The sequence below is a fragment of the Streptomyces capitiformicae genome, assembly GCF_002214185.1.
GTDB classification, from domain to species: domain Bacteria; phylum Actinomycetota; class Actinomycetes; order Streptomycetales; family Streptomycetaceae; genus Streptomyces; species Streptomyces capitiformicae.
The window spans coordinates 6707769-6727230 of sequence record NZ_CP022161.1; the positions used below are offsets into that span (position 1 = coordinate 6707769).

Genomic DNA, 19462 nt, shown 5'->3' on the forward strand with positions numbered 1-19462 from the left:
CTGACGAGGAGCTCAGGAGCTGACCCTGGCGACGAGTACGCAGGCATCGTCCTCGCGCTCGGTCTCGCCGAACTCTTCCACCACTGTCCGCACACAGTCCTGGGCCGAACGCGCCTCGCCGAACCGTGGGGCCAGGTCCAACAGCCGCTGGACGGCCGCCGTTCTGCTGTTGCGCCGGGGGACCAGTCCATCGGTGTGCAGAAGCAGCAGGTCGCCCTGTTCGAGCCGCACTTCGGCCTGCCCGTAGACGGCACCCGAGGTCGCTCCGAGCAGCACGCCGTCCGGCGATGTCAACGCGCACCCCGTCCCGTCGCGGAACAGCAGCGGGGCGGGGTGCCCTGCCTGCGCCCAGACGAGGGTGCGGGTCGCGGGCCGGTAGCGGCAGCAGACGGCGCTGCCGAGCGCCGGTTGCACGGTGGTGTCCAGTAACCGGTTGAGGCAGGCCATGAGCCGGCCCGGCTCGGTGCCGGCCATCGCCATACCGCGCAGTGCCCCGATCAGCATCGCCATGCCCGAGGTGACGGTGACGCCGTGCCCGGTGAGATCGCCGACGCTCAACAGGCTTTCCCCACCCGGTAATTCGAGGGCGTCGTACCAGTCGCCGCCGATCAGCGCGCTCGTCGCGGACGGCAGATAGTGGGCGGCGAGCTCCAGCGTCCCGGGGCCGTGTTGCGGGAGTCGCAGGGAGCCGCGCCACGGCGGCAGCACGGCTTCCTGTAACTCGACCGCAAGCCGGTGCTCGGTCTGCGCCATGTGCCGCCGGCGCTGAAGCGAGTCACGGGTCTCGCTCACCGCCCGCTGGCTGCGCCGCAGTTCGCTGACGTCCCGCAGTACGGCCCACATCGAGGCGGTACTGCCGTCGTCGTCGAGCACGGGCTCGCCCATCATGTGCACGGTGCGCACTCCACCGTCGGGGAGCACGAACCGGAACTCCCCGTCGATGCGCTTCGCGTCGATCAGACAGTCCGTGACCATCGCCGTCAGCTTCGGCCGGTCCTCGTCCAGCACCAGTGACGGCAGCTCGTCGAGGGTGAGCGGCGGCGCGGCGGGGTCGCGTCCGAGGATCTGGTACAACTCCCCGGACCAACTGGCCTCGTCCGTCAGCAGGTTCCACTCGGCGCTGCCCACCCGGCTGAGCAGCGAGTCGGGACGGGGCGGCGCGACGGGCACGGCCGGGGTGTCGGGCGCCGCCTCGGGCGCGGCCGCTTCGGCCGGCCCGTCCCGCAGCTGGGCCAAGTGTTCGTCGAGATCCCTGAGTTGATGCAGCGCCAGATCGCAGAGGGCCCGCTGCCATCGGCCCTCGGGGTCCGTCCCGTCCACCGGAGCCTCACGCCGTACGGCGTCCACGTCCCCGCGCAGCCGCCGCGTCTGCGAGATGAGCGCGTCGACCGTGCCGCGCCGGGGCGGCTGGGCGGCGGGACGATCCGCAGAGAGATGCGACGGCATCACGTACTCCGATGGGGGTCGATGCGACCAACGCTGACGGAAGGGCCGGTTACGACTGTTGCACAGCCCGCGACGCGCTGTAAGGGATTTGGCAAGACCCGATACGGCGGTGCTTCTGGCATATGCCGCCGTCCTTGCGAGCCGGGTCCGCCACGGCGGGTCGATACGCGTTCACAGGGCTCAAGACGTAGAGATCGTACGTGACTTGACGGATTGTCGCGCGCGCTCGGCGTTCTTCTCATTCTCATGTTCGAAGGGTGTGTGCGTGATTCTCCTCGACCGCATGAGCGGGTCTGCTCCCGGATGGCATGGGTGACATGGGTCACATGGTGAATCCGGGAGAGGTGCGACAAGCGAAAGCCCTTCGCGAGGTCGAACAGGTATGTCGGCACACGGCCGACTTGATCCGAAACGGAGAGCGCGCATGACCGTCACGCTGGAACAGCCCGCACGAGTCCTCCTGGTCACCGCCGAGGACCGCGAGCTGCCGGTGCCCGCCACCCTGCGCTACGCCTCGGACGACCCGCTCGCCGTGCACATCGACTTCCCGGCCGACATCTCGCTCAACGGTTCCATGGTGACCTGGACCTTCGGCCGCGAACTGCTGGAGGAGGGGCTACGGAAACCCGCCGGGAGCGGCGACGTGCACATATGGCCCTCCGGCCGCGCCCGCACGGTCGTGGAACTGCACTCCCCCCACGGCATGGCCCTGCTCCAGTTCGACACCCCCGCCCTCCAGCGCTTCCTGCTGCGCACCTTCGCGGTCGTCGGCGCCGGCAGCGAACGGCTGGGCCCCGCTGTCGACCGGGGGCTGACCGCCCTCTTCGACGGTGTCTGACGGGAGGAGCACGCACCTACGCGGACATCAGCCGCTGCCGCGGGCGCGGGGCCGCCCTCCGGGCGACGACGGGAATGTGACGACAGGCCCTAGTACCGCAGTACGCCGGCGATGCCCAGCGCGTCGCCGAGTGTGCCGTCGGGGACGAAGCGCACCTCGGCGCCGGTGTCCAGACACTGTTCGACGATCTCGTCCACGATGTCCTCGCGGGCGTCGAGGTCCCCGCTCTCGGCCGGTACGAGGTGACCGCCGTCGTTGGAGCGGACGGTCACCCGGTAGTTCTCCTCCACGGCCAGGAGCTGGATGCGGCCCTGCTCCGCGTTCTGCCGGACCTCGTCGACACCGGCGGCGAACGCCTTCTGGCCACGGGCCGCTTCGAGCCGCCGGGCCACGACGTCGACGTTCCTGGCGTCCTCCGCGGCGACCAGCGGCCGCACCGCCTGCCAGACGGCGTCCGGGGTGCCGTGCGCGAGGCCGCCGTACGGGATGTGGCCGGCGTCCTTGGAGACGGTGCCGATCTCGTCGAGGAGGGACAACGCCGCCGTCTCACCGGTGACGTACAGGGGCCGTGGGTCCGTGCGCAGCACCCGGCCCATCGCGGTGTCGGCGTCCTTCAGGAAATGCCGGGTGTCCTCGTCGCGGAAGGTGCTCGGCATGTCGCCGATCTGCTCCTGCCGCTCGGCGTCGAAGTTGTCGCGGCTCCTGGTCAGCGGGAAACCGCCGACGCGCGCCTCGGTGACACGGTCGCCGCCGCCGTTCCACAGCGCGACCCGGTCGGGGGAGACCGAGAGCACCCAGAACGGCCGCTCGGCGGCCTGCGCGGCCACCAGGTTCCGGGTCAGGAAGGTGTCCGAGAGCACCACACGCTCCGGCACCGTACGCGCCAGTGACCAGACCTGGTGCTCACCCGGCGCCGCGAAGATCACCAGGCCTTCCTCGGTGTGCGCCAGATCCACCTCGGCCAGCGCCTTGTCCAGCTGTTCGACGACGTCGTTGCGTCGCTCCCGCGTGACCGCGGGATCCTGCTCCAGCTGCTTCTTCGCCTCGGCGAGCACATTGCGCAACCGGACCGGATCCTGCGTGTTCTCCGGTTCCCGGCGATGCGTCGGCGTGAGCACCGACACCGCGGGATAGGGCCGCGGGCGGCGTAGCTCGGTGAGGGTCGCGGGACTGAGAGCGTGCTCCATGACTTCACGATAGGACTGATTCGCCCACCGGGCATTTCTCGCGACAGCGCCCGTCGGCGCGCACCTTCGCCGGTGCGTGCGCGACGGGCGATGTCGCGAGTACGTGTGCCGTGAAGGTCAGCCGACAGCCTTCTTCAGCGCCTTGTCGGCGGCGGCCTTGGACGGCTTCCACCAGGTCGTCACCGGCTCCCAGACCTTCACCTTCTTGCTCGCGCCGAGCTGCTTCGCGGTGAAGGTACGGCCGTTGTAGGCCGGGTTGGCGGACACGGTGATCGTGCCGACGCGACGGGCCTCCGGGTCCTTCAGGTCGGCGATCGTACGGACCGCGGCGTACACCGTCTTCCCGGCGCCGACCTTGTACGGTCCGCTCTCACCGGAGGGCACCGGCTGGGCCGCGCCGTCGAGGTCGCCGAAGGTGACGACGGGCAGGCGGTCGATGGTGCAGGTGCGGCCGCTGGTGTTCTTGACGGTGATGTGCACGATCCTCGCGTCCTTCGCCTGCTTGGCCCCCAACTTCAGGACCTTCGCCTTGCAGACGGGGGTCTTGGCGGCCGGCTGGGCGGCCAGACTCAACGGAGCGGCGGTGATCAGCATCGCGGCGCCGGCGGTCACCGCGGTCGAGAAGGCGAGGACGGAACGGATACGCATCGGTTAATTCCCCCAGTTTTGGTCACGTACGGGTACGGCACGCGCGAAAAGCGACGCACACCCAGTGTGACGAGCGAGCCGCGGGCGAGGTTGTACCAGGGCTCCCCGTGTTACAGGCCTGATACATCAGCCGCGGGGCCCGGAGGAACGTCGGTCGTCGGGCCCGCAGGAACTCCCGTCGTCCGGCAGCGTCCCGAAGAGCAGGAAGTCGTCGACCTTCTCGTGCACGCACGTCGACGAGGCGTACCCGGTGTGCCCCTTGCCCTTGTTGTCGAGGACGACCGCCGAGGAGCCGAGCCGCTCGGCCGTCTCCACGGTCCAGCGGTACGGGGTCGCCGGGTCGCCCCGGGTGCCCACGAGCAGCATCTTCGGGGTGTCGACGTCGCGCACCTTCTCGCGGATGAAGTCGGTGCCCTTGGGACGGCCGTAGCACAACAGCACCTGAGCGAGGCGGTACTGGCCGAAGACCGGGGAGGCCTTCTCGTACGCCGTCCGCAGGTTCTCGATGTCCTCGGTGATCTGGTCGGCGGTGGGCCGGTCCGGGTCGTCGGCGCAGTTGACCGCCATCAGCGCGGCGGGGGGATTGTCGAGCGGGACGTCCTCCGCGTCGACGAGCCCGCCGTCCCCGTCCGGACTGGGCGTGCCGGCGGCGCTGGGCTCGGCAGGGGCGTACGGGCGGGGCGGCGCGTTCGGGCGGGTCGGGGCGGTGAAGCCGCCGCCCGCGAGGGCCATGACGCCCCGGGTGTCGCCGTCGTGGACGAGCATGTTGAGCGCCTGGGTGAGCACGGGCCACATCTGTTCGCTGTACAGGGCCTGGCCGATGGCGCCCACGAGGTCCTGGCCCGAGAACTCCTGTCCGAGGCCCGCCGGTACGGGGTACTCGTCCAGCGATTCGACCAGCTGGACGACCTGCTCGCGGGCCGACCGGGCATCCTGCCCGAACGGACACGTCACCTGCTCGGTGCACGCCTCGAGGTAGTCCTCCAGCGCGGTCTGCTGCCCCTCTGCGGCCACCAGGCCCTGCTCGGACAGCGGTTCGGTGAGGCTGTCCACGCCGTCCAGGACCATCCGCCCGACCTTGCCGGGGAACTGCGTCGCGTACACCGCGCCCAGCCGCGTCCCGTACGAGAAACCGAGGTAGTTGAGCTTCTTGTCGCCGAGCGCGGCGCGCATCACGTCCAGGTCGCGGGAGACGTTGAGCGTGCCGATGTGGGGCAGGACCGGACCGGAGTGTTTCGCGCACGCGTCGGCGGCCTTCTTCAGCTGCTTGAGCGCGGTCTGCGGATCGGCCGAGTCCTCGCCGTCGTCAGTCGCCTCCAGGGCCTGCTCGGTGCCGTCGCCGCAGCTGACGGGGGAGGACCGGCCGACGCCGCGCGGGTCGAACGAGACGACGTCGTAGCCGTTCGTGAGATCCATGAACTCCTTGCCGCCGTAGGCGAGTTCGGGGACGCCCGGGCCGCCTGGGCCGCCGAAGTTCAGCAGCAGGGAGCCGCGCGAGTCGCCCGTCGCCCGGTAGCGCGCGAGCGCCAGGTCGAGCGTTCCGGCGCCGGGGCGGGCGTAGTCGAGCGGCACGGTGACCTTGCCGCACCTCAGGTCCTTGGGCATCTCTTCGCCCCCGCACCTGGTCCACTTGATCTTCTGGTCGTAGAAACGGGTCAGGTCGGGCTGCTTGTCGTCCTGCTTGCTGTCGGCTTCCGCCGCCGTGACCGGCAGACAGGCCGCCAGCAGGGCCAGCACCGCCACCGCGGCTTCGGCGAGCGGATGCCGTCTGTGCGTGGACCGCATACGTGCCTCCAGGGACACCCGGCCGAGGCGGCCGGGGACAACCCCCGGATCACGATAAGCGGGCCCATCCGCCCACGCCTCCCGGCGAGCGGGAGGGACGGAAGTGCCGTACCCTGCGCCCCGCCACCGCCGTACGACGACCGTGCCGCCTCACCCGTACGCGTGAACTCGGTCCGGAAGGCGCGTCGCCCCGCGATCGTGGCCATTTCCGGCGTCGCGACCGCGAGCCGCTTCGACGAGGATGCTGCCCGGGGTGCGTCCGACCACCGCACCCGTCGCCGCACTCGCGACCTCGTCGAAGGAGCGCACAGATGACCTCTCCCGGGCCTCAGGACCTCGTCGTCACCCGCGCCACGCTCGACGACTGGACGGTGGTCGCCCGATGGGCGGGGGACGAGGGCTGGAACCCGGGGCTCTCGGACCCGTCGTGCTTCTTCGCACAGGACCCCGAGGGCTTTTTCATCGGCAGGCTCGACGGAGAACCGGTCACGGCCGTCTCCGTCGTCACCTACGGCGCCGACTACGCCTTCCTCGGCTTCTACCTCGTACGCCCGGACCTGCGCGGCCGCGGCTACGGCCTCACCACCTGGAAGTCCGCTCTCGGCCACGCGGTCGGCCGCACGGTCGGCCTCGACGGAGTGACCGCGCAGCAGGACAACTACCGGCAGTCCGGCTTCGAGTTCGCCCACCGCACCTTCCGCTACTCGGGCACGGCACCCGAGGCGGACGTGCCCGCCGATGTCCGGCCCATCGAGGACGCCCGGGCGGTGGAGGCCTACGACAGCGCCTGCTGTCCCGCCGACCGGCCCCGTTTCCTGGAACGCTGGCTGAGCACCGACGGACACCGCGCCCTGGCGCGCGTGGTCGACGGACGGCTCACCGGCTACGGCGTCATCCGTCCCGGCCGGGACGCCCTGCGCATCGGCCCGCTGTTCGCCGACACCGCCGCGGACGCCAGGGCCCTCCTCGCCGGACTCGCCGCCGAGGCCGCGGGCCGTGAGTTCGCCATCGACGTGCCCGAGCCGAACGCGGCCGCCGTCGCCCTGGCCGAGGAGTACGGGCTGACGCCCTCCTTCGAGACGGCCCGGATGTACACGGGCCCGATCCGGCCGTACGCCGAGGAGCGCGTCTTCGGGGTCACGACCCTGGAGCTCGGCTAGGGGAGGGGCCGGCGTCACCACCCTTCTCGGGTGACTGGGCGGTGTCCCCCTTCTCGGGTGACTGGGCGGTGTCCCCCTTCTGGAATGCCCACTCCATGCGCGGCTCGACGACACAGCGCAGCACGGTCCGTACGGGTGAGGTGCTCAGCAGGGTGATGCCGCCGACCGCCATGGCCGTGACAGCCAGTTGCCCGAGCGGCGTGTGCAGCCAGTCGGCGGCGTACCAGTCCCGGAAGCGGGCCCACTTGATCACGAAGCCGTGCAGGAGATAGCCGTACATCGTGCCCGCGCCCAGCGCCGTGAACCACAGGTGCCGTCGTGGCACCCAGGCCAGGAAGGCGGCCGTCAGCAGCAGCGCCAGGCAGAACAGGGCGGGCGTGGTGAGCAGCCCCGCCCAGCGGGGCGCGCCCTGACCGGTGACGCTGCCCCGGTGGTAGAACCAGCCCGCGTCGAACCACGGCGCCACCCAGTACGCCGCCACCAGCGCCCCCAGGCCGACCGGCAGCGCGCACAGCCGTACACGACGGGTGCGCAACCGTTCGAAGTGCTCGGCGCGCAGGGTCAGACCCAGCACGAAGAACGGCAGGAACCCCAGCACCCGCTGGATCGAGATGTCGCCGCCGAGATCCGGTGAGACCGCCGCCAGCATCGCGAGCCCCAGGGCAACCGGCACCGGGTGCCGCAGCATCAGCCACAGCGGAGTGGTCAGCCGCCAGATGAACAGCGCGACCAGGAACCACATCACGTACCAGGGATCCAGCAGACTCAGCGGATAACCCGGATCGTCCTCGGCCCACCGGTAGAACAGCGTGTACGCCGTCTCGAACACCACATACGGCAGCACCACACCCGTCAGCAGCCGCTTGAGCCGACCGGGCGCCATGTCGAAGCTCCGCGAGAAGTATCCGGAGATCAGCGCGAAGGCCGGCATGTGGAAGGCGTACACGGTGAGATACGCGGCCGTCGCGGCCCGGCTGCCGTATGTCAGCGGCTCCCACGCGTGTCCGCAGGCCACCAGGACGATGGTGAGGTACTTCGCATTGTCGAAGTACGGGTCCCGCGAGGCGGGTCTCGCCGCCGGCCGGTCCCGGTCGGGCGGGGCCGCGGGGGCGGCGGGGCGGGTGTGCTGCACCACGTCTTCAGACATCGACAGAAGGTCTCCGGACAACGACAACGGACTTCCCGGGGCGCCTGCCCCGTCTCGCCACTCTCACTCGTCGTCACCGAACGTGGCCGCTCGTTGCGGCGTGGAACCGGTGGTGCAGGGCGCGTACCTCCTCGACCAGCTCCGGCACCGGCCCCTCGACCGTCACCCCGGGCGCGACCTCCTGCACGGGCAGCGTCCGCACCGGCGGCTCGGGTACCTCCAACTCGCCCAGCCAAGCGGAGAGTTGCGCGGAGGATGCGACATACACGATACGACCCAGGCCCACCCAGGCATGGGCCGCCGCACACATCGGACAGTGCTCACCCGACGTGTACACGGTCGCCGCCGCGCGCTCCTCGGGAGTGAGCCGGGCAGCCGACCAGCGGGCCAGCGCGAACTCGGGGTGGCGGGTGCGGTCGCCGCCGGCCACCCGGTTGTGGTCCTCGGCCAAAACCGTGCCGTCGGCACCGACGAGAACCGAGCCGAACGGTTCGTCACCGGCCTGCAGCGCATCGGCCGCGAGCTCCACACAGCGCCGCAGATACACCAGTTCGGACGAATTCACCATGGTCGTACGCCCCTCCTCACCGACCGCTCATCTGCGCTCCGAGAGGGCACCCTAGTGAATTTCGTTGCCATGGCGAACGACTGATGATGAAGTGAACGTATGGATCACGCTGCTGTGCTGGCACTGTTCGACCGGGACATGCGAGAGGGCGCTCGCCCCGACGGCCCCGGCGCCCGGATCGAGCGAGTGGACGGGGTGGTGCGCCAGGTCGGCTCCGAGAAGGGCTGGAGCGGTGTCGTCTGGTCCGACCTGGACGAGGCGGGCGCCGACGCGGCCGTCGCCGAGCAGATCCGGTACTTCGCCGGCCTCGGACGCGACTTCGAATGGAAGCTCTACGGCCACGATCTCCCCGTCGACCTGGGGCAACGCCTGCGCGCGGCCGGTTTCACGGCCGCCCCGGAGGAGACGCTGATGGTCGCCGAGGTCGCCGGCCTGACCCTCGATGTCGAGCCGCCCGAGGGCGTACGGATCCTCCCCGTGACCGACCGTGCGGGCGTGGACATGGTGGCGGACGTCCACGAGAAGGCCTTCGGCACGGACAGCTCCCGCATGCGCCACCAACTTCTCGCCCATCTCACCGCCGACCCGGACACGGTGGTCGCCGTGGTGGCCCTCGCGGGCGACGAACCGGTGAGCGCCGCCCGTATGGAACTCGTGCCCGGCACGCGCTTCGCCGGCCTGTGGGGCGGTGGCACCGTCGAGGAGTGGCGCGGCCGCGGCGTCTACCGGGCCCTCGTCGCCCACCGCGCCCGTGTCGCGGCCGACCGCGGCTACCGCTACGTCCAGGTCGACGCCCTGGCCCGCAGCCGCCCGATCCTGGCCCGCCTCGGCTTCGAGCCGCTCACGACGACGACGCCGTACGAGTACACGGTGGGTCATCTGGCGGCGGCGTGACGTGACGTTCTGTGTCGGCGGAGCCGAGCGAGGTGTCACAGGTTGAGCTGGTACTCCACCGCCGTGTGTGTGGGCCGGTAGCCGAGTGCGTCGTTGACGCGGAGCACGGGCGTGTTGTCGGCCGCGGTGTCGGTGAGCAGGGCGAGCCCCGGGTGCAGGCCGTGGGCGTGCAGGATCGCCTCCGCCTTCATCCACAGACCCAGCCCATGACCCCGGTGCTCGGGCAACACGGCCGTACCGTAGTGCTGACCGCCGCCCTTCCCGTCGCCCGGGAGGACGAGCTCGGAGAATCCGACGATCGCGGAGGTCGACGCGTCCACCGCGGCCACCATCGGTCGGGACGACGCCGGTCCAGGCCGTCAAGCAGTAGCCGGGATGCGGCTGTTCGGCGATCCGGGCGACCCCTGTGGGGCCTGCGCGATCACCGCGCGGCGCCGCTCACGCCGGGCGCACCGATCGTGGCGTCGCGTACACCGTACCCACCCCCTGGCGTCGCTCGGCCGGATGCACGGTCACGTCCAGCTCCGCCAGATGCGTCTGCCCCTCCCTGGTGAACAGGCGCAGGAAGGCGGAGCCGAGAGGTACGCCGCCCGTCCCTGATGCCGGCAAGACCAGGCGGTGGCCGGCCGGGGTCGCGTCGGGGCCGGCGAGCGGCGTGATGCGTGGGGGCAAGGCGTCTCCGGGTGGGTTGGTGGCGCGGCGGCCGAGGCGGTGAGGCCCGCAGACGCCAGCCGCCGGGCGTGGTGAGCCGCAACGGAATTCAGGGCGCCGAGCCGCCTGCGAGGGACGCGACCACCGACCACTGGAGTCAGCGCCGTGCCCTCGTGCGATCCAGTGACGCGACACCCAGCGCCGCCAGACTGATCTGGATGAGCCACTCGATCCAGTCGACACCGTCGGTGTCGGCCACGTCGAGGCCGGTGGCGATCCAGGATCCGATCAACGCGGCGATGATGCCGACGAGGATCGTCAGCAGGATGCCGATGCGCTGCCGGCCCGGGACGACCAGCCGTCCGAGGACGCCGATGACTATGCCGATGACGATGGCGCTGATGATGCCGTCGATCTCCATCTGAACTCCGCCCCTTTTCGTCGGGACCCCCGCAGACCTGCGAGTGCCCGGCGAACGCGGGTGCAGTCCGTTCCGGTTTCACGTTCTTCACGTTCCGGGGACATCCTGCGCACGATCCGAGATCGACGACGAGGTGGGTGGTCGGCTCATCTCCTCACCCGGCCGTCACCCACCCCGTGGCGGCCAGCACCCCCGCCGCGATGTCGATGACGGAGCGCCCGTCGGTCGGCACCCGCACGGTGTCCGGGGGCGCGTGGTCGTCCAGCAGCCGGGCTTTGCGCCGGCTCCCGGCGAGCTCCCGTTCCAGTTCCGAACCGATCTCCCGCCCTCTGAGCCGCCGCTCCGTGATCTCGTCGGTGGCGGTCAGCAGCACCCGTACGATCCGTACGTCCGCGCCCATGGCCCGCTGGAACATGCCCGCCGTCTCGGCCAGCACACTCAGGGTGTTGGTGTAGACGAGCCGCCGGTAGCCGAGGGCGGCGTAGTTGCCCCACACGGCCGTGAGATTGCGCTCGGTGATGTCGGCCCGGCGCGGATCGCCTTCCGGGGCCGGGTGCACCTGGCCCATGAAGTCGCCCTCGATGAGCGCGTGCGGAACCTCGGCGACCCGCAGCTGATCGGAGATCTCCCAGCCCACCGTCGACTTGCCGACCCCGGCCCGCCCGCCGATCAGCAACACCTCGGCGTGATCCATCTAGCCGCAATACCGGTGACTTTGGGGCTTTCGGGTCGTTGGGTGTGGTGTGCCAAGGCCCGGACAGGTGAAGCCGTCGTCGTCATCAGGACACACCTGCCGACGGACAGCCCACGTCATCAGGACACACCTGCCGGACTGCGTGTCCCGACACCGACCAACACACGGGGGAGACAACGTGCTGCGCATTCACTTCACCGACGGAGACCTGGCCCGCGTCCACCTGGCCCGGGAGCCCGACCCGGTCTGGGAGACCCTGCTGGGTCTGCACCAGTTGACCGCGCCACGGCGCGGACTGCCGGTCTTCGCCCCCTGGCGGCGCGACGCCCGCGTCAGACTGGCCGAGGGTCACCTGGCGGGCCCGGTGCGGATGCTGTCCACCCTGGCCCCCGCTTCGGCGGGCTACTGGCCCGACTTCCTGACCCCCGGCGCCTCGGCCGATGGCCTGGAGGCCGCACTGGAGGAACTGCGGGCCACCCCCAAGCCGCAGCTACGCCAGGAGATGGACCGGCTGACCGAGACCCACCCACTGCCGCGCTGGGCTCACCGTCTTGCCGGGGGCGAGCCGCACCGGATGGAGGAGGTCGCGACGGCGTTCCGTCTGGTGCACCGCACGATCATCGCGCCTGACTGGACCGGGGCGGCCAGGACCACGGAGGCCGACCGGGCCCTGCGGACACGTGTCCTGCGCGATCGTGGTGTGCACGGACTGCTGGACTCCTTCCGCCCGTTGATGGACTGGCGGCCGCCCGTGCTGCACGTGCGCTACCCGGAAGACCGGGATCTCCACCTCGGCGGACGCGGACTGCGGCTGATCCCCTCCCACTTCTGCTGGAAGACCCCCATCGCCCTGGCCGACCCCTCCCTGCCCCAGGTCCTGGCCTACCCCGTCACCCACCCCCCGGCCTGGGCACCGCCCGTCACCCGCGACCGCCGCCCCGAAGCGCTGGCCACCCTGCTCGGCCGGACCCGCGCACGCGTGCTGGCCGCGTTGGAGACCACCGCGACCACCGGAGAAGTCGCCCAACGCCTCAACATCTCCGCGCCCTCGGCGAGCGAACACATCAGCGCCCTGCGCGAGGTCAGCCTCGCGCACAGCCAGCGCGCCGGCTCCCAGGTCATACACACCCTCACCCCGTTGGGCACCGCGCTGCTCCGCGGCGAACTCCCGCCGCACCACCCGGCAGTCTGAGGGCGACGGACCGACGACACGGAGAAGAACGACACGGAGAACAACAAGCTGCCTTTCGAAAGGGCTACTTGGCAGTCCAGTAGCCCAGGTCATTCATGTCGGCGTCCGCCGCTCGCCGGAGCGCATCGCCGGGGAAGTTCTGGCGGCGGATGAGTCGGCGAGCGCGACTCATCCGCCCCTCAAGTCGGCTATGCGGCTTACAGATCGCGTTCCTGCTGACGTCGAGGAACCAGCCCTTCGTCCCTTGGGTCGAGGCCGAGCGAGAAGCGGGTCGGACATGATCACTCCCCTACGCAGAGTCGGCCCTCCCGCCGGGGCCGGGTCGGCAGACCCCCGGCTCGTCCGCGTGTCACGTCACCCGCCGACCGGGGCGGACCCCACTTCCGTCAGCACTCCGTCCGGGTCCATGACCCAGCTTCCCTTCTCGACGCCGTACACCTTCTTGTCTTCGAGCCACTTCCAGCAGATGTGCTGCAGGACCTGGGCGGGCTTACGTTCCCAGACCGGGTTGTGGTCCCAGCCCTCGACACGGAGCATCAGCTTGTCGTCGCCCTGGATCGCCTTGTAGAACTTCGGAACGGAAAAGTGCGCCTCCCCCAGTTCCTCCGGAGTGTTGGCCGTTCTGTCCAGGTCTCCGTAGACGATGCACACCGGCACGGTGCCGCCGAGCGTGGAACCGAGCGGCACGGTGCTCGTGTTCCAGCCCCACCAATAGGTATTGCGCCACCGCATGACGCCCTCGGGTGCCCCAGCGGTCGAGCCGCCCCACTTCTTGCCTTCGTTGTCGCACTCCATGATGGCCCGCCATACGTGTTCGGCCAGCTCCTTGTCGTTGATGCCCCGTTGGAGCCCCGCCTTGCTGGTCAGGTTCATCGGGAAGCCGAAGACCGTGGTCGGCTCGGACACGGGCTGCGTGGGCAGGGGCGTGTTGGGAGGCGGAGCAAAGGGTGCGCTGGTGTTCGTCGACCATCGGCCGTTCGGGGGAAACATGGGCGCGAGAAGGAACAACTTCGCTACGTCCCCGGGATTCTGCATCGTGTACGGACCCATGACGAACGAGGCCGCGGACCAGCCGACGAAGGCGATCTTCTCGTTGGCGCACCGCTCCCTGATGAACTTGACTACGGTGCCCAGCTCGTCCCATTCGCTCTTGGAGTTACCCAGTTGGTGCGGGTAGTTGGCCTTGCCCTCGGGGCAGTGCGCTGTACCGGGATTGGTCTTCAGGAGGCCCCGCTGGGCCGGGTTGGCATTGCACGGGTCTTCCATCTTCGGGCGGGGGGAGAGCCCGGAACCCTGGAGGTCCATGATGAACACGTTGTAGCCCTTGTCGGCCAGGGCCTGCGCCCAACTGAGGCTGGTGTCCGGGTGCGTGGAGCTGCCGGGCGGAGGGAGCACGAGGTCGCAGCCCGGGAGAGCCGGAACGCTCCTGCCGTGGAGCATGAGGACCGGCTTGGGAGTGCCGTTGGATCCGACGCTGTATTCCCGTACGAAGAGCTCGACCTCCTCGCCGTAATTCGCCGGGATGGTCGATTTGTGCTTGACCTTGTGGTCGATGGGAGTCAGCTGCGTCACGGTCGCCTCCGATGGCCGTTCGCCCTGAGGAACGGTTGTTCCCCGGGGTGGTCAGCATCTCCGCCGCCCCCGGGCGGTACGGGGAGCCAGGACGGCGGGGCGCGCGGACGGTGACTGATCGAGTGGGCGCCGCTCGTCCGATCGGCGGGGCGCGCCCTGCGGAGCGCGCCGGCGACACCGATTGGCGCGGAGAAGCATGTACGCCTGTCACCGCCCTTTCGCCGAGGTGGCCGCCGGTGCGGGGCTTCTCCTTGTCAAGGGGCGGGCGGGGCAGTCCGTTCGTAGATGGTGCCGCCGGGTGCGTACCAACCCGCCTTCTTTCGTACGGCGGGGCTCGGGTCCTTGGTGTGGGATGCCTTCAGGGCGGCGACGGCGCGGGCGTCCGAGTGGGCGAACTTGCCGACCAGCTCGGCGGCCCTCAACCGGACCTGCGGGTCCGGGTCTGAGGACAAGTGGTGCAGCGCAGGTTCGAGGACGCGGTCGGGGCCCGGGGCGCAGCTGTCGCTCTTGCAGCGGTCGCAGGACAGGGCGTGGAAGGCGGCGATCCTGACCCGGGCGTCAGGGTCGTCGGCCATGGTGATGAGTTCGTCCATGGAGTCGGTGTCGACGAGGTGGTCGAGGAGGCGGCAGCAGCCTTCGCGGACGGCTGGGTTCTCGTCGCGGAGGCCGGGGCGGATGGCGTTCAGCGCGTTCTGGCCGCTCCCAGCAGTTCGTGGTAGGCCGCGACCGTGCGCTGCGGGTCGCCCAAGCAGGAGACGAGGGCTGCGTTGTCGGTTCTGACGAATCCGAGCATGACTTCAGTTTCGAGTCGGGCGGCCAGATCCCGCAAAGGGATCTCGGCCCGAGGCAAGCAGACGGATCCACAGCAACACACCATGCTCAGTCGAACATGCAAGGCCACGGGAGGGGTGGGGTGCCGCGGGGAGCGTATCGGCGCCACCGCAGTAAATCCGGTACTTACTGCGGCGGACCATGAGGCTGCTTGACTCTCCTACGAAGGGAGAGTCAAAGGTGGAGCACATGCGCATGGACGATGCGTCGCGGCCTATGTGGAGCATCGGGGCCGTGGCGCGGCAGACCGGGCTGCCGGTGAAAGTGGTCAGGCACTGGTCGGATGTGGGCGTCGTGACACCGGTCGGCCGGACCGTCGGCGGCTACCGCCGCTACGACACCGCAGGCGTCGCCAGGCTGCACCTGGCCCGCACCCTGCGGGACCTGGGGATGGGGCTCGGTGAAATCCGGGCCGCCCTGGACCGCGAGGACGGGCTCACAGAGGTGGCGGCCGCACACGTCGAGGCTCTGGAGGCGCAGATCCGCCGCCTGCGGACCCACCAGGCCGTCCTGCGCACCGTCACACGACGTACTACCCATGAAGGACTCGCTCTGATGACCCGCACCGCCCGCATGTCCCCCGACGAACGTCGCAAGCTGGTCCACGATTTCCTCACCGACACGCTTGGCGACCTGGATGTGCCCCACTTCCGCGAGGGGCTCCTCGCGGCCGGCTCTGCCCTTCCGGAAGATCCCACCGACGAGCAGGTTGAAGCGTGGCTGGAGCTGGGCGAGCTGGTCGCCGACGGGGACCTGCGTCCCGCCATGAGGCGCATCGCGCAGTACGCCGCCCGTCATGGGCAAGGAGTGCAGCACTCCGCCGCAGCGGCGGAAATGCGCGCACTCACCAGCACGTGGACCACACGCGTCCGCGAGGCGATGCAGGCCGGCACCGCAGCGGACTCCCCGGCTTCCGACCATGTCGTCGCCGACATCATCGCCGCCTGGCTGCCCAGCCGCGCGAACACCGACCCTGCCGTGACCTCCGACGGCACCGAGGCCCGCACACTCCTGTGTGAGCAGCTCACCGCCGCGGCCGAGCCCGCCGTCGAGCGCTTCTGGCAACTGCTGTGCGTCCTCGGCGGCCGCCCCGCACCCGCCGGGATCGCCGAGGAAGGGCAGTGGCTCGCCACCGCGCTGCGTGCCAACCCCGCGCCCGGCGCGCGCAACGCCCGGCTCGAAGCCCTCTACACGGACGACACCGACCCCTGGCCGGGCGGTGTCCTGGACGCTTTCACGCGCGTCCAGGACACCGTCGGCACACTCGTGCACGCAACGGCGCCGGATCAGTTCGGCCTGCCGACTCCCTGCAAGGACTGGACCGTACGGGACCTGCTCGACCATCTGGTGTGGGAGAACATCATCTGGGGCGGCCTGGCTGAGGGCGCGCCCCCCACCGACGGCCACGCCAAGGACCACCTCGGCGACAACCACATCGCCGCATTCGAGACCGCCGCCGCCCAGGCTCGCGATGCCTTCCGGCAACCGGGCCTACTGGACCGCTCCTTCGGCCCCGCTCCCGGCCGTCGCGTGGTCGAGCAACTCCTCGTCGAGCTGCTTGTGCATGGCTGGGACCTCGCGACCGCGCTCGGCCGCGACCGCGACCTGGAACCCGACATCGCGCGCGCCGCCCTGCCGGTCGTCCGGGAGATCTACGGCGACCTGCCCCGCACCGCCGGCGGATCCATCGCCTCAGCGCAGCCCGCACCCGAGCGCGCCCCGGCCCTTGATCAGGTAGCTGCGTTCCTCGGCCGCCGCATCCCGCACTAACCGGCGCCCACACACCCAGCTGTCGCACACCGTACGGACCCGAACGGCCGCGCCGGCCCAGCACGCCTCCGGGGCGGACCTCGCCTCAGGGCCGCAAGATCAACTCATTGCCCCTTTGACGCGTATCTGGGGCACACCCCAGGAGTACGCGAACCCGGCGTCCGCCGCCCGCTGACGCCCGCTGACGCCCGCTGAATAAAGCTTGGGCTCATGCCTTCGGGCTGTACGCGTGCGGCGGTGGGCGGTACCCGCGGTATCCGCGGGTACCACCCAGTCAGGCGCCGGGCATCGGCTGCATCTGAATTCCGTGCCGCTCAGCGATCTCGATGAGGCGATCAACGTCCGGCTGTGTGTCCGACGGAGGCGGCAGCTCCCGTCGCTGGGCCGGTTCACCGGCTTCGGCGAAGAACTTCTCGATACCACCCGGTGTGTAGGTGACCAGGACCCGCGCCGTGCTGGTGGGTTCGAACCGCTCCAATGTGCCCTCGGGAATGTGGAAAAAGGACCCGGGCCCGCCTTCGACGATCTCGCCTGCGATGTGATAGCGCAGCGTCCCCTCGATGACGTACACGCTCTCGGTCCCGGGATGGGTGTGGGGTGGCGGGCCACTGCCCACCGGAATGGTCATCTCCATGACGGTCATCGCGCCGTTGGTCTCTTCGCTGGAGGCCTTGACCTCGTAGAGACCGTTCAGCATCCAGAATGCCTGACCGTCACCGCTGTGGCGCGCGTGGGCGTTGCTCGCCATGAGTCGGCTCCTTTCCTCGATGGACCTCCCCATGGGTTCCCGCCGACCGGGCGGCCCAAGGCCACCATCCGGGTGTGCCCGCCCGACGCCTCGAGCCCGGCCGATCGCCCGGACGGGGCCAAGAGGGGCCAGTCAGCCCTGCGGCTCCTGCGGTTTGGCGTCGGCCTCGCGCAGGCCCTGGTCCCTCAACTCCGTGCGGGCTTCCGTTCTGTGGCCGCGGGCGATGTAGTCGCGTACCACTACCTCGATCGCGTCCTGGGGGGAGCCGATGCCGGACAGGACCATCGCTTCCACCACCAACTCGGCGTCGAGGCTGATGTTGACCTTGGCCATGGCTCCCCCTTCGTCGGGCTACTGCCGAACTCTAAGTGGTCAGGGGTGTTCGCGTGCCACCGGGAGCCAGAGCTCGGCTTCGGCTTGCGTGCCGTCCGGGGAGAGTTGTGTGCGGAGGATCTCCGGGCCAGGGCGGGTGCGGTACGGGTTGGACGGGAACCACTCCGCGTAGATGTCTCGCCAGAGGTGCTGGATGGCCTCCGGGGCCGGGCCTGAGGTGGTGAAGACCGCCCAGGTACCGGGTGGGACGGGGAGGACGGCCATGTCGTCGAGGGGTGTTGTGGCCGACTCGGCGGACTCCGGCGTCGTGATCACGGCGTGGTAGTAGTCGAGTTCGGTGCCCTCGGCTCGGCTGGGGTCCAGGTCGTCGCAGACGGCGACGACGCCCTGGGGTGCCTGTGCGGAGACGTTCGCGAGTTCCGCCAGGTGTTCCTTCGTCCTTGGGGCTATTCCTCGTACGAAGTCGATGATCGATTGGTTCGGGCCCGTGTGGATCAGGGGGACCCGGGTCTTCGGGCCTACGACCGTGAACGCCGGGCGGTCCACTACGCGGTAGCGCATGCTGCTGCTCCCTTCGATGGTGAGGCGGAAGGTCAACCGGGGTTGGGAGACGAGCTCGGCGCCGGTGCGGCGGGCCTCGCCCGGGCCTACGCCGTGCATGGCGCGGAAGGCACGGGCGAACGCCTCGCCCGAGCCGTAACCGTGTCGCACGGCGATCTCCAGGAGCGAGTCCTGCCGCGACAGGACCTCGGCGCCCGCGAGCGTCAGCCGCCGGCGCCGGACGTACTCCGACAACGGCATGCCCGCCAGCGCGGAGAACATCCGGCGCAGGTGGTACTCCGAGGTCGCCGCGATGCGGGCCAACTCGGCCGCCTCGATGGACTGGTCGAGGTGGCGCTCGATGTGCTCCATCGCCTGGTTGAGCCGCTCCAGCACGCCCGGTCTCCTTCCTCTTTCCTGATCACCACGCTAGGAGGCACACATCCTGCCGGGCCCGACATCCTGTGCCCGATCCGGTCAGGTCAAGGTCAGGTCAGGTCAGGTCAGGTCGCCGGTCCACCACATGTCGCCGCGCAACCGCCGTCGAGATCACGATCCGGCCGAAAGGCTCATCGGTTTGTTCTGATTCAGGCGGAATGCTCGGCTCGGAGTGGCCTGAAGAAGGAAGCGCACGCCCTTCCCCATGGACGACACTCGATGTCAGTCAGGCGAGTCAGAGGGTCAGGAGTTCACCATGAGGCAGTCGAGGCAGCGGCAGGGCATCGTCGTGGCAGCGGCCGTGGTCGCGTTGCTCGCCTCGTTCGCCGTGCCGTCCGACTCGTACGCGATCGGCGGCGGGAAGGCCGCGAAGGAGGCTCCCTGGCCGTACAGGTCTACGACAACGGGTCAGGGCACCGCACATCCCCTCGCCCGCACCGACCCGCCGAAGGGAAGCGTCGTCACGGAGTGATGGAGCCCGGGGACTCGGGCGGGCCCGCGTGTGTTTACCGGGGTTTGACAGCGACGTGCGGAGCAACACGCGGGCTGCGCCTGGGAGTTGAGGCACAGCCCGCGTGGCCGTAAGAGCTACGGCTCGT

21 protein-coding genes are annotated in these 19462 nt (G+C 70.1%); 6 read left to right on the forward strand and 15 right to left on the reverse strand.

Annotation, left to right across the window (positions count from 1 at the left end):
* Window positions 1-12: 12 nt before the first annotated feature.
* Entirely contained in the window at window positions 13-1446 is a 1434-nt protein-coding gene (locus tag CES90_RS29830) for a PP2C family protein-serine/threonine phosphatase (RefSeq protein ID WP_189786940.1), read from the reverse strand.
* Window positions 1447-1870: 424 nt separating this feature from the next.
* On the opposite strand from CES90_RS29830, the gene CES90_RS29835 reads away from it, so the two are divergent.
* Entirely contained in the window at window positions 1871-2284 is a 414-nt protein-coding gene (locus CES90_RS29835) for an SsgA family sporulation/cell division regulator (protein WP_189786941.1), read from the forward strand.
* An 89-nt stretch (window positions 2285-2373) separates the two neighbouring features.
* Here CES90_RS29835 and CES90_RS29840 read toward each other — a convergent pair whose 3' ends face one another.
* The 3 genes from CES90_RS29840 to CES90_RS29850 all read right to left on the reverse strand — a co-directional run bounded on the left by CES90_RS29840 (window position 2374) and on the right by CES90_RS29850 (window position 5904).
* The gene (locus CES90_RS29840) at window positions 2374-3471 is read right to left on the reverse strand and encodes a baeRF3 domain-containing protein (RefSeq protein WP_189786942.1); all 1098 of its coding nucleotides are present in this window, start codon (window positions 3469-3471) and stop codon (window positions 2374-2376) included.
* Window positions 3472-3588: 117 nt separating this feature from the next.
* Complete coding sequence (locus CES90_RS29845; RefSeq protein ID WP_189786943.1) at window positions 3589-4119, reverse strand: DUF4232 domain-containing protein; 531 nt, start codon at window positions 4117-4119, stop codon at window positions 3589-3591.
* A 126-nt stretch (window positions 4120-4245) separates the two neighbouring features.
* Complete coding sequence (locus CES90_RS29850) at window positions 4246-5904, reverse strand: alpha/beta hydrolase (RefSeq protein WP_189786944.1); 1659 nt, start codon at window positions 5902-5904, stop codon at window positions 4246-4248.
* Window positions 5905-6215: 311 nt separating this feature from the next.
* Here CES90_RS29850 and CES90_RS29855 point away from each other — a divergent pair, with 311 nt between their 5' ends.
* Window positions 6216-7064 carry a GNAT family N-acetyltransferase gene (locus CES90_RS29855; protein ID WP_189786945.1) on the forward strand — a complete coding sequence of 283 codons (849 nt, stop codon included), beginning with the start codon at window positions 6216-6218 and terminating at the stop codon, window positions 7062-7064.
* On the opposite strand, the gene CES90_RS29860 is transcribed toward CES90_RS29855, so the two are convergent.
* Both CES90_RS29860 and CES90_RS29865 read right to left on the reverse strand, forming a co-directional pair.
* Window positions 7042-8211 (reverse strand): acyltransferase family protein, encoded by a 1170-nt coding sequence (locus CES90_RS29860; RefSeq protein ID WP_229914296.1) that lies wholly within the window; start codon window positions 8209-8211, stop codon window positions 7042-7044. The genes CES90_RS29855 and CES90_RS29860 overlap by 23 nt on opposite strands.
* Window positions 8212-8284: 73 nt before the next feature.
* Window positions 8285-8779: a nucleoside deaminase gene (locus tag CES90_RS29865; protein ID WP_189786946.1), complete on the reverse strand. Its 495-nt coding sequence runs from the start codon at window positions 8777-8779 to the stop codon at window positions 8285-8287.
* A 99-nt stretch (window positions 8780-8878) separates the two neighbouring features.
* Here CES90_RS29865 and CES90_RS29870 point away from each other — a divergent pair, with 99 nt between their 5' ends.
* Window positions 8879-9673 (forward strand): GNAT family N-acetyltransferase, encoded by a 795-nt coding sequence (locus CES90_RS29870; RefSeq protein ID WP_189786947.1) that lies wholly within the window; start codon window positions 8879-8881, stop codon window positions 9671-9673.
* A 35-nt stretch (window positions 9674-9708) separates the two neighbouring features.
* Here the strand turns inward: CES90_RS29870 and CES90_RS50035 are convergent, their stop codons facing one another.
* The 4 genes from CES90_RS50035 to CES90_RS29885 all read right to left on the reverse strand — a co-directional run bounded on the left by CES90_RS50035 (window position 9709) and on the right by CES90_RS29885 (window position 11439).
* Window positions 9709-9993, reverse strand: coding sequence for a GNAT family N-acetyltransferase (locus tag CES90_RS50035; RefSeq protein WP_229914297.1), 285 nt, complete (start codon window positions 9991-9993; stop codon window positions 9709-9711).
* 118 nt (window positions 9994-10111) lie between these two features.
* The gene (locus tag CES90_RS50040; protein ID WP_229914298.1) at window positions 10112-10345 is read right to left on the reverse strand and encodes a GNAT family N-acetyltransferase; all 234 of its coding nucleotides are present in this window, start codon (window positions 10343-10345) and stop codon (window positions 10112-10114) included.
* Window positions 10346-10481: 136 nt separating this feature from the next.
* Entirely contained in the window at window positions 10482-10745 is a 264-nt protein-coding gene (locus tag CES90_RS29880) for a GlsB/YeaQ/YmgE family stress response membrane protein (RefSeq protein WP_189786948.1), read from the reverse strand.
* A 154-nt stretch (window positions 10746-10899) separates the two neighbouring features.
* Entirely contained in the window at window positions 10900-11439 is a 540-nt protein-coding gene (locus CES90_RS29885) for an ATP-binding protein (protein WP_189786949.1), read from the reverse strand.
* A 178-nt stretch (window positions 11440-11617) separates the two neighbouring features.
* Here CES90_RS29885 and CES90_RS29890 point away from each other — a divergent pair, with 178 nt between their 5' ends.
* Entirely contained in the window at window positions 11618-12631 is a 1014-nt protein-coding gene (locus tag CES90_RS29890; protein ID WP_189784091.1) for a winged helix-turn-helix domain-containing protein, read from the forward strand.
* A gap of 354 nt (window positions 12632-12985) precedes the next feature.
* On the opposite strand, the gene CES90_RS29895 is transcribed toward CES90_RS29890, so the two are convergent.
* Both CES90_RS29895 and CES90_RS29900 read right to left on the reverse strand, forming a co-directional pair.
* Window positions 12986-14203: an alpha/beta hydrolase gene (locus CES90_RS29895; protein ID WP_229913939.1), complete on the reverse strand. Its 1218-nt coding sequence runs from the start codon at window positions 14201-14203 to the stop codon at window positions 12986-12988.
* A 254-nt stretch (window positions 14204-14457) separates the two neighbouring features.
* Window positions 14458-14889 (reverse strand): HEAT repeat domain-containing protein, encoded by a 432-nt coding sequence (locus CES90_RS29900; protein WP_308437868.1) that lies wholly within the window; start codon window positions 14887-14889, stop codon window positions 14458-14460.
* 334 nt (window positions 14890-15223) lie between these two features.
* Between CES90_RS29900 and CES90_RS29905 the strand changes: the two genes are divergently transcribed.
* Window positions 15224-16804 carry a TIGR03086 family metal-binding protein gene (locus tag CES90_RS29905; RefSeq protein WP_229913940.1) on the forward strand — a complete coding sequence of 527 codons (1581 nt, stop codon included), beginning with the start codon at window positions 15224-15226 and terminating at the stop codon, window positions 16802-16804.
* Window positions 16805-17078: 274 nt separating this feature from the next.
* Here CES90_RS29905 and CES90_RS29910 read toward each other — a convergent pair whose 3' ends face one another.
* The 3 genes from CES90_RS29910 to CES90_RS29920 form a co-directional block, all read right to left on the reverse strand.
* Window positions 17079-17552 (reverse strand): cupin domain-containing protein, encoded by a 474-nt coding sequence (locus tag CES90_RS29910; RefSeq protein WP_189784093.1) that lies wholly within the window; start codon window positions 17550-17552, stop codon window positions 17079-17081.
* Between the two features lie 132 nt (window positions 17553-17684).
* Window positions 17685-17885, reverse strand: a complete 201-nt coding sequence (locus tag CES90_RS29915) for a type II toxin-antitoxin system VapB family antitoxin (RefSeq protein WP_189784094.1) — start codon at window positions 17883-17885, stop codon at window positions 17685-17687.
* A gap of 39 nt (window positions 17886-17924) precedes the next feature.
* Window positions 17925-18821, reverse strand: coding sequence for an AraC family transcriptional regulator (locus tag CES90_RS29920; RefSeq protein ID WP_189784095.1), 897 nt, complete (start codon window positions 18819-18821; stop codon window positions 17925-17927).
* 298 nt (window positions 18822-19119) lie between these two features.
* Here CES90_RS29920 and CES90_RS29925 point away from each other — a divergent pair, with 298 nt between their 5' ends.
* The gene (locus CES90_RS29925) at window positions 19120-19335 is read left to right on the forward strand and encodes a hypothetical protein (RefSeq protein WP_189784096.1); all 216 of its coding nucleotides are present in this window, start codon (window positions 19120-19122) and stop codon (window positions 19333-19335) included.
* Window positions 19336-19462: the final 127 nt, after the last annotated feature.

Excerpts from the sequence above, each read along its gene's own strand:
- CES90_RS29885 (WP_189786949.1), bottom strand. The coding sequence starts at position 11,439 with ATGGATCACGCCGAGGTGTTGCTGATCGGCGGGCGGGCCGGGGTCGGC.
- CES90_RS29865 (WP_189786946.1), bottom strand. The coding sequence starts at position 8,779 with ATGGTGAATTCGTCCGAACTGGTGTATCTGCGGCGCTGTGTGGAGCTC.
- CES90_RS29915 (WP_189784094.1), bottom strand. The coding sequence starts at position 17,885 with ATGGCCAAGGTCAACATCAGCCTCGACGCCGAGTTGGTGGTGGAAGCG.
- CES90_RS29840 (WP_189786942.1), bottom strand. The coding sequence starts at position 3,471 with ATGGAGCACGCTCTCAGTCCCGCGACCCTCACCGAGCTACGCCGCCCG.
- CES90_RS29870 (WP_189786947.1), top strand. The coding sequence starts at position 8,879 with ATGGATCACGCTGCTGTGCTGGCACTGTTCGACCGGGACATGCGAGAG.
- CES90_RS29860 (WP_229914296.1), bottom strand. The coding sequence starts at position 8,211 with ATGTCTGAAGACGTGGTGCAGCACACCCGCCCCGCCGCCCCCGCGGCC.
- CES90_RS29910 (WP_189784093.1), bottom strand. The coding sequence starts at position 17,552 with ATGGCGAGCAACGCCCACGCGCGCCACAGCGGTGACGGTCAGGCATTC.
- CES90_RS29850 (WP_189786944.1), bottom strand. The coding sequence starts at position 5,904 with ATGCGGTCCACGCACAGACGGCATCCGCTCGCCGAAGCCGCGGTGGCG.
- CES90_RS29905 (WP_229913940.1), top strand. The coding sequence starts at position 15,224 with ATGCGCATGGACGATGCGTCGCGGCCTATGTGGAGCATCGGGGCCGTG.
- CES90_RS29830 (WP_189786940.1), bottom strand. The coding sequence starts at position 1,446 with ATGCCGTCGCATCTCTCTGCGGATCGTCCCGCCGCCCAGCCGCCCCGG.
- CES90_RS29845 (WP_189786943.1), bottom strand. The coding sequence starts at position 4,119 with ATGCGTATCCGTTCCGTCCTCGCCTTCTCGACCGCGGTGACCGCCGGC.
- CES90_RS29925 (WP_189784096.1), top strand. The coding sequence starts at position 19,120 with ATGAGGCAGTCGAGGCAGCGGCAGGGCATCGTCGTGGCAGCGGCCGTG.
- CES90_RS29835 (WP_189786941.1), top strand. The coding sequence starts at position 1,871 with ATGACCGTCACGCTGGAACAGCCCGCACGAGTCCTCCTGGTCACCGCC.
- CES90_RS29880 (WP_189786948.1), bottom strand. The coding sequence starts at position 10,745 with ATGGAGATCGACGGCATCATCAGCGCCATCGTCATCGGCATAGTCATC.
- CES90_RS29855 (WP_189786945.1), top strand. The coding sequence starts at position 6,216 with ATGACCTCTCCCGGGCCTCAGGACCTCGTCGTCACCCGCGCCACGCTC.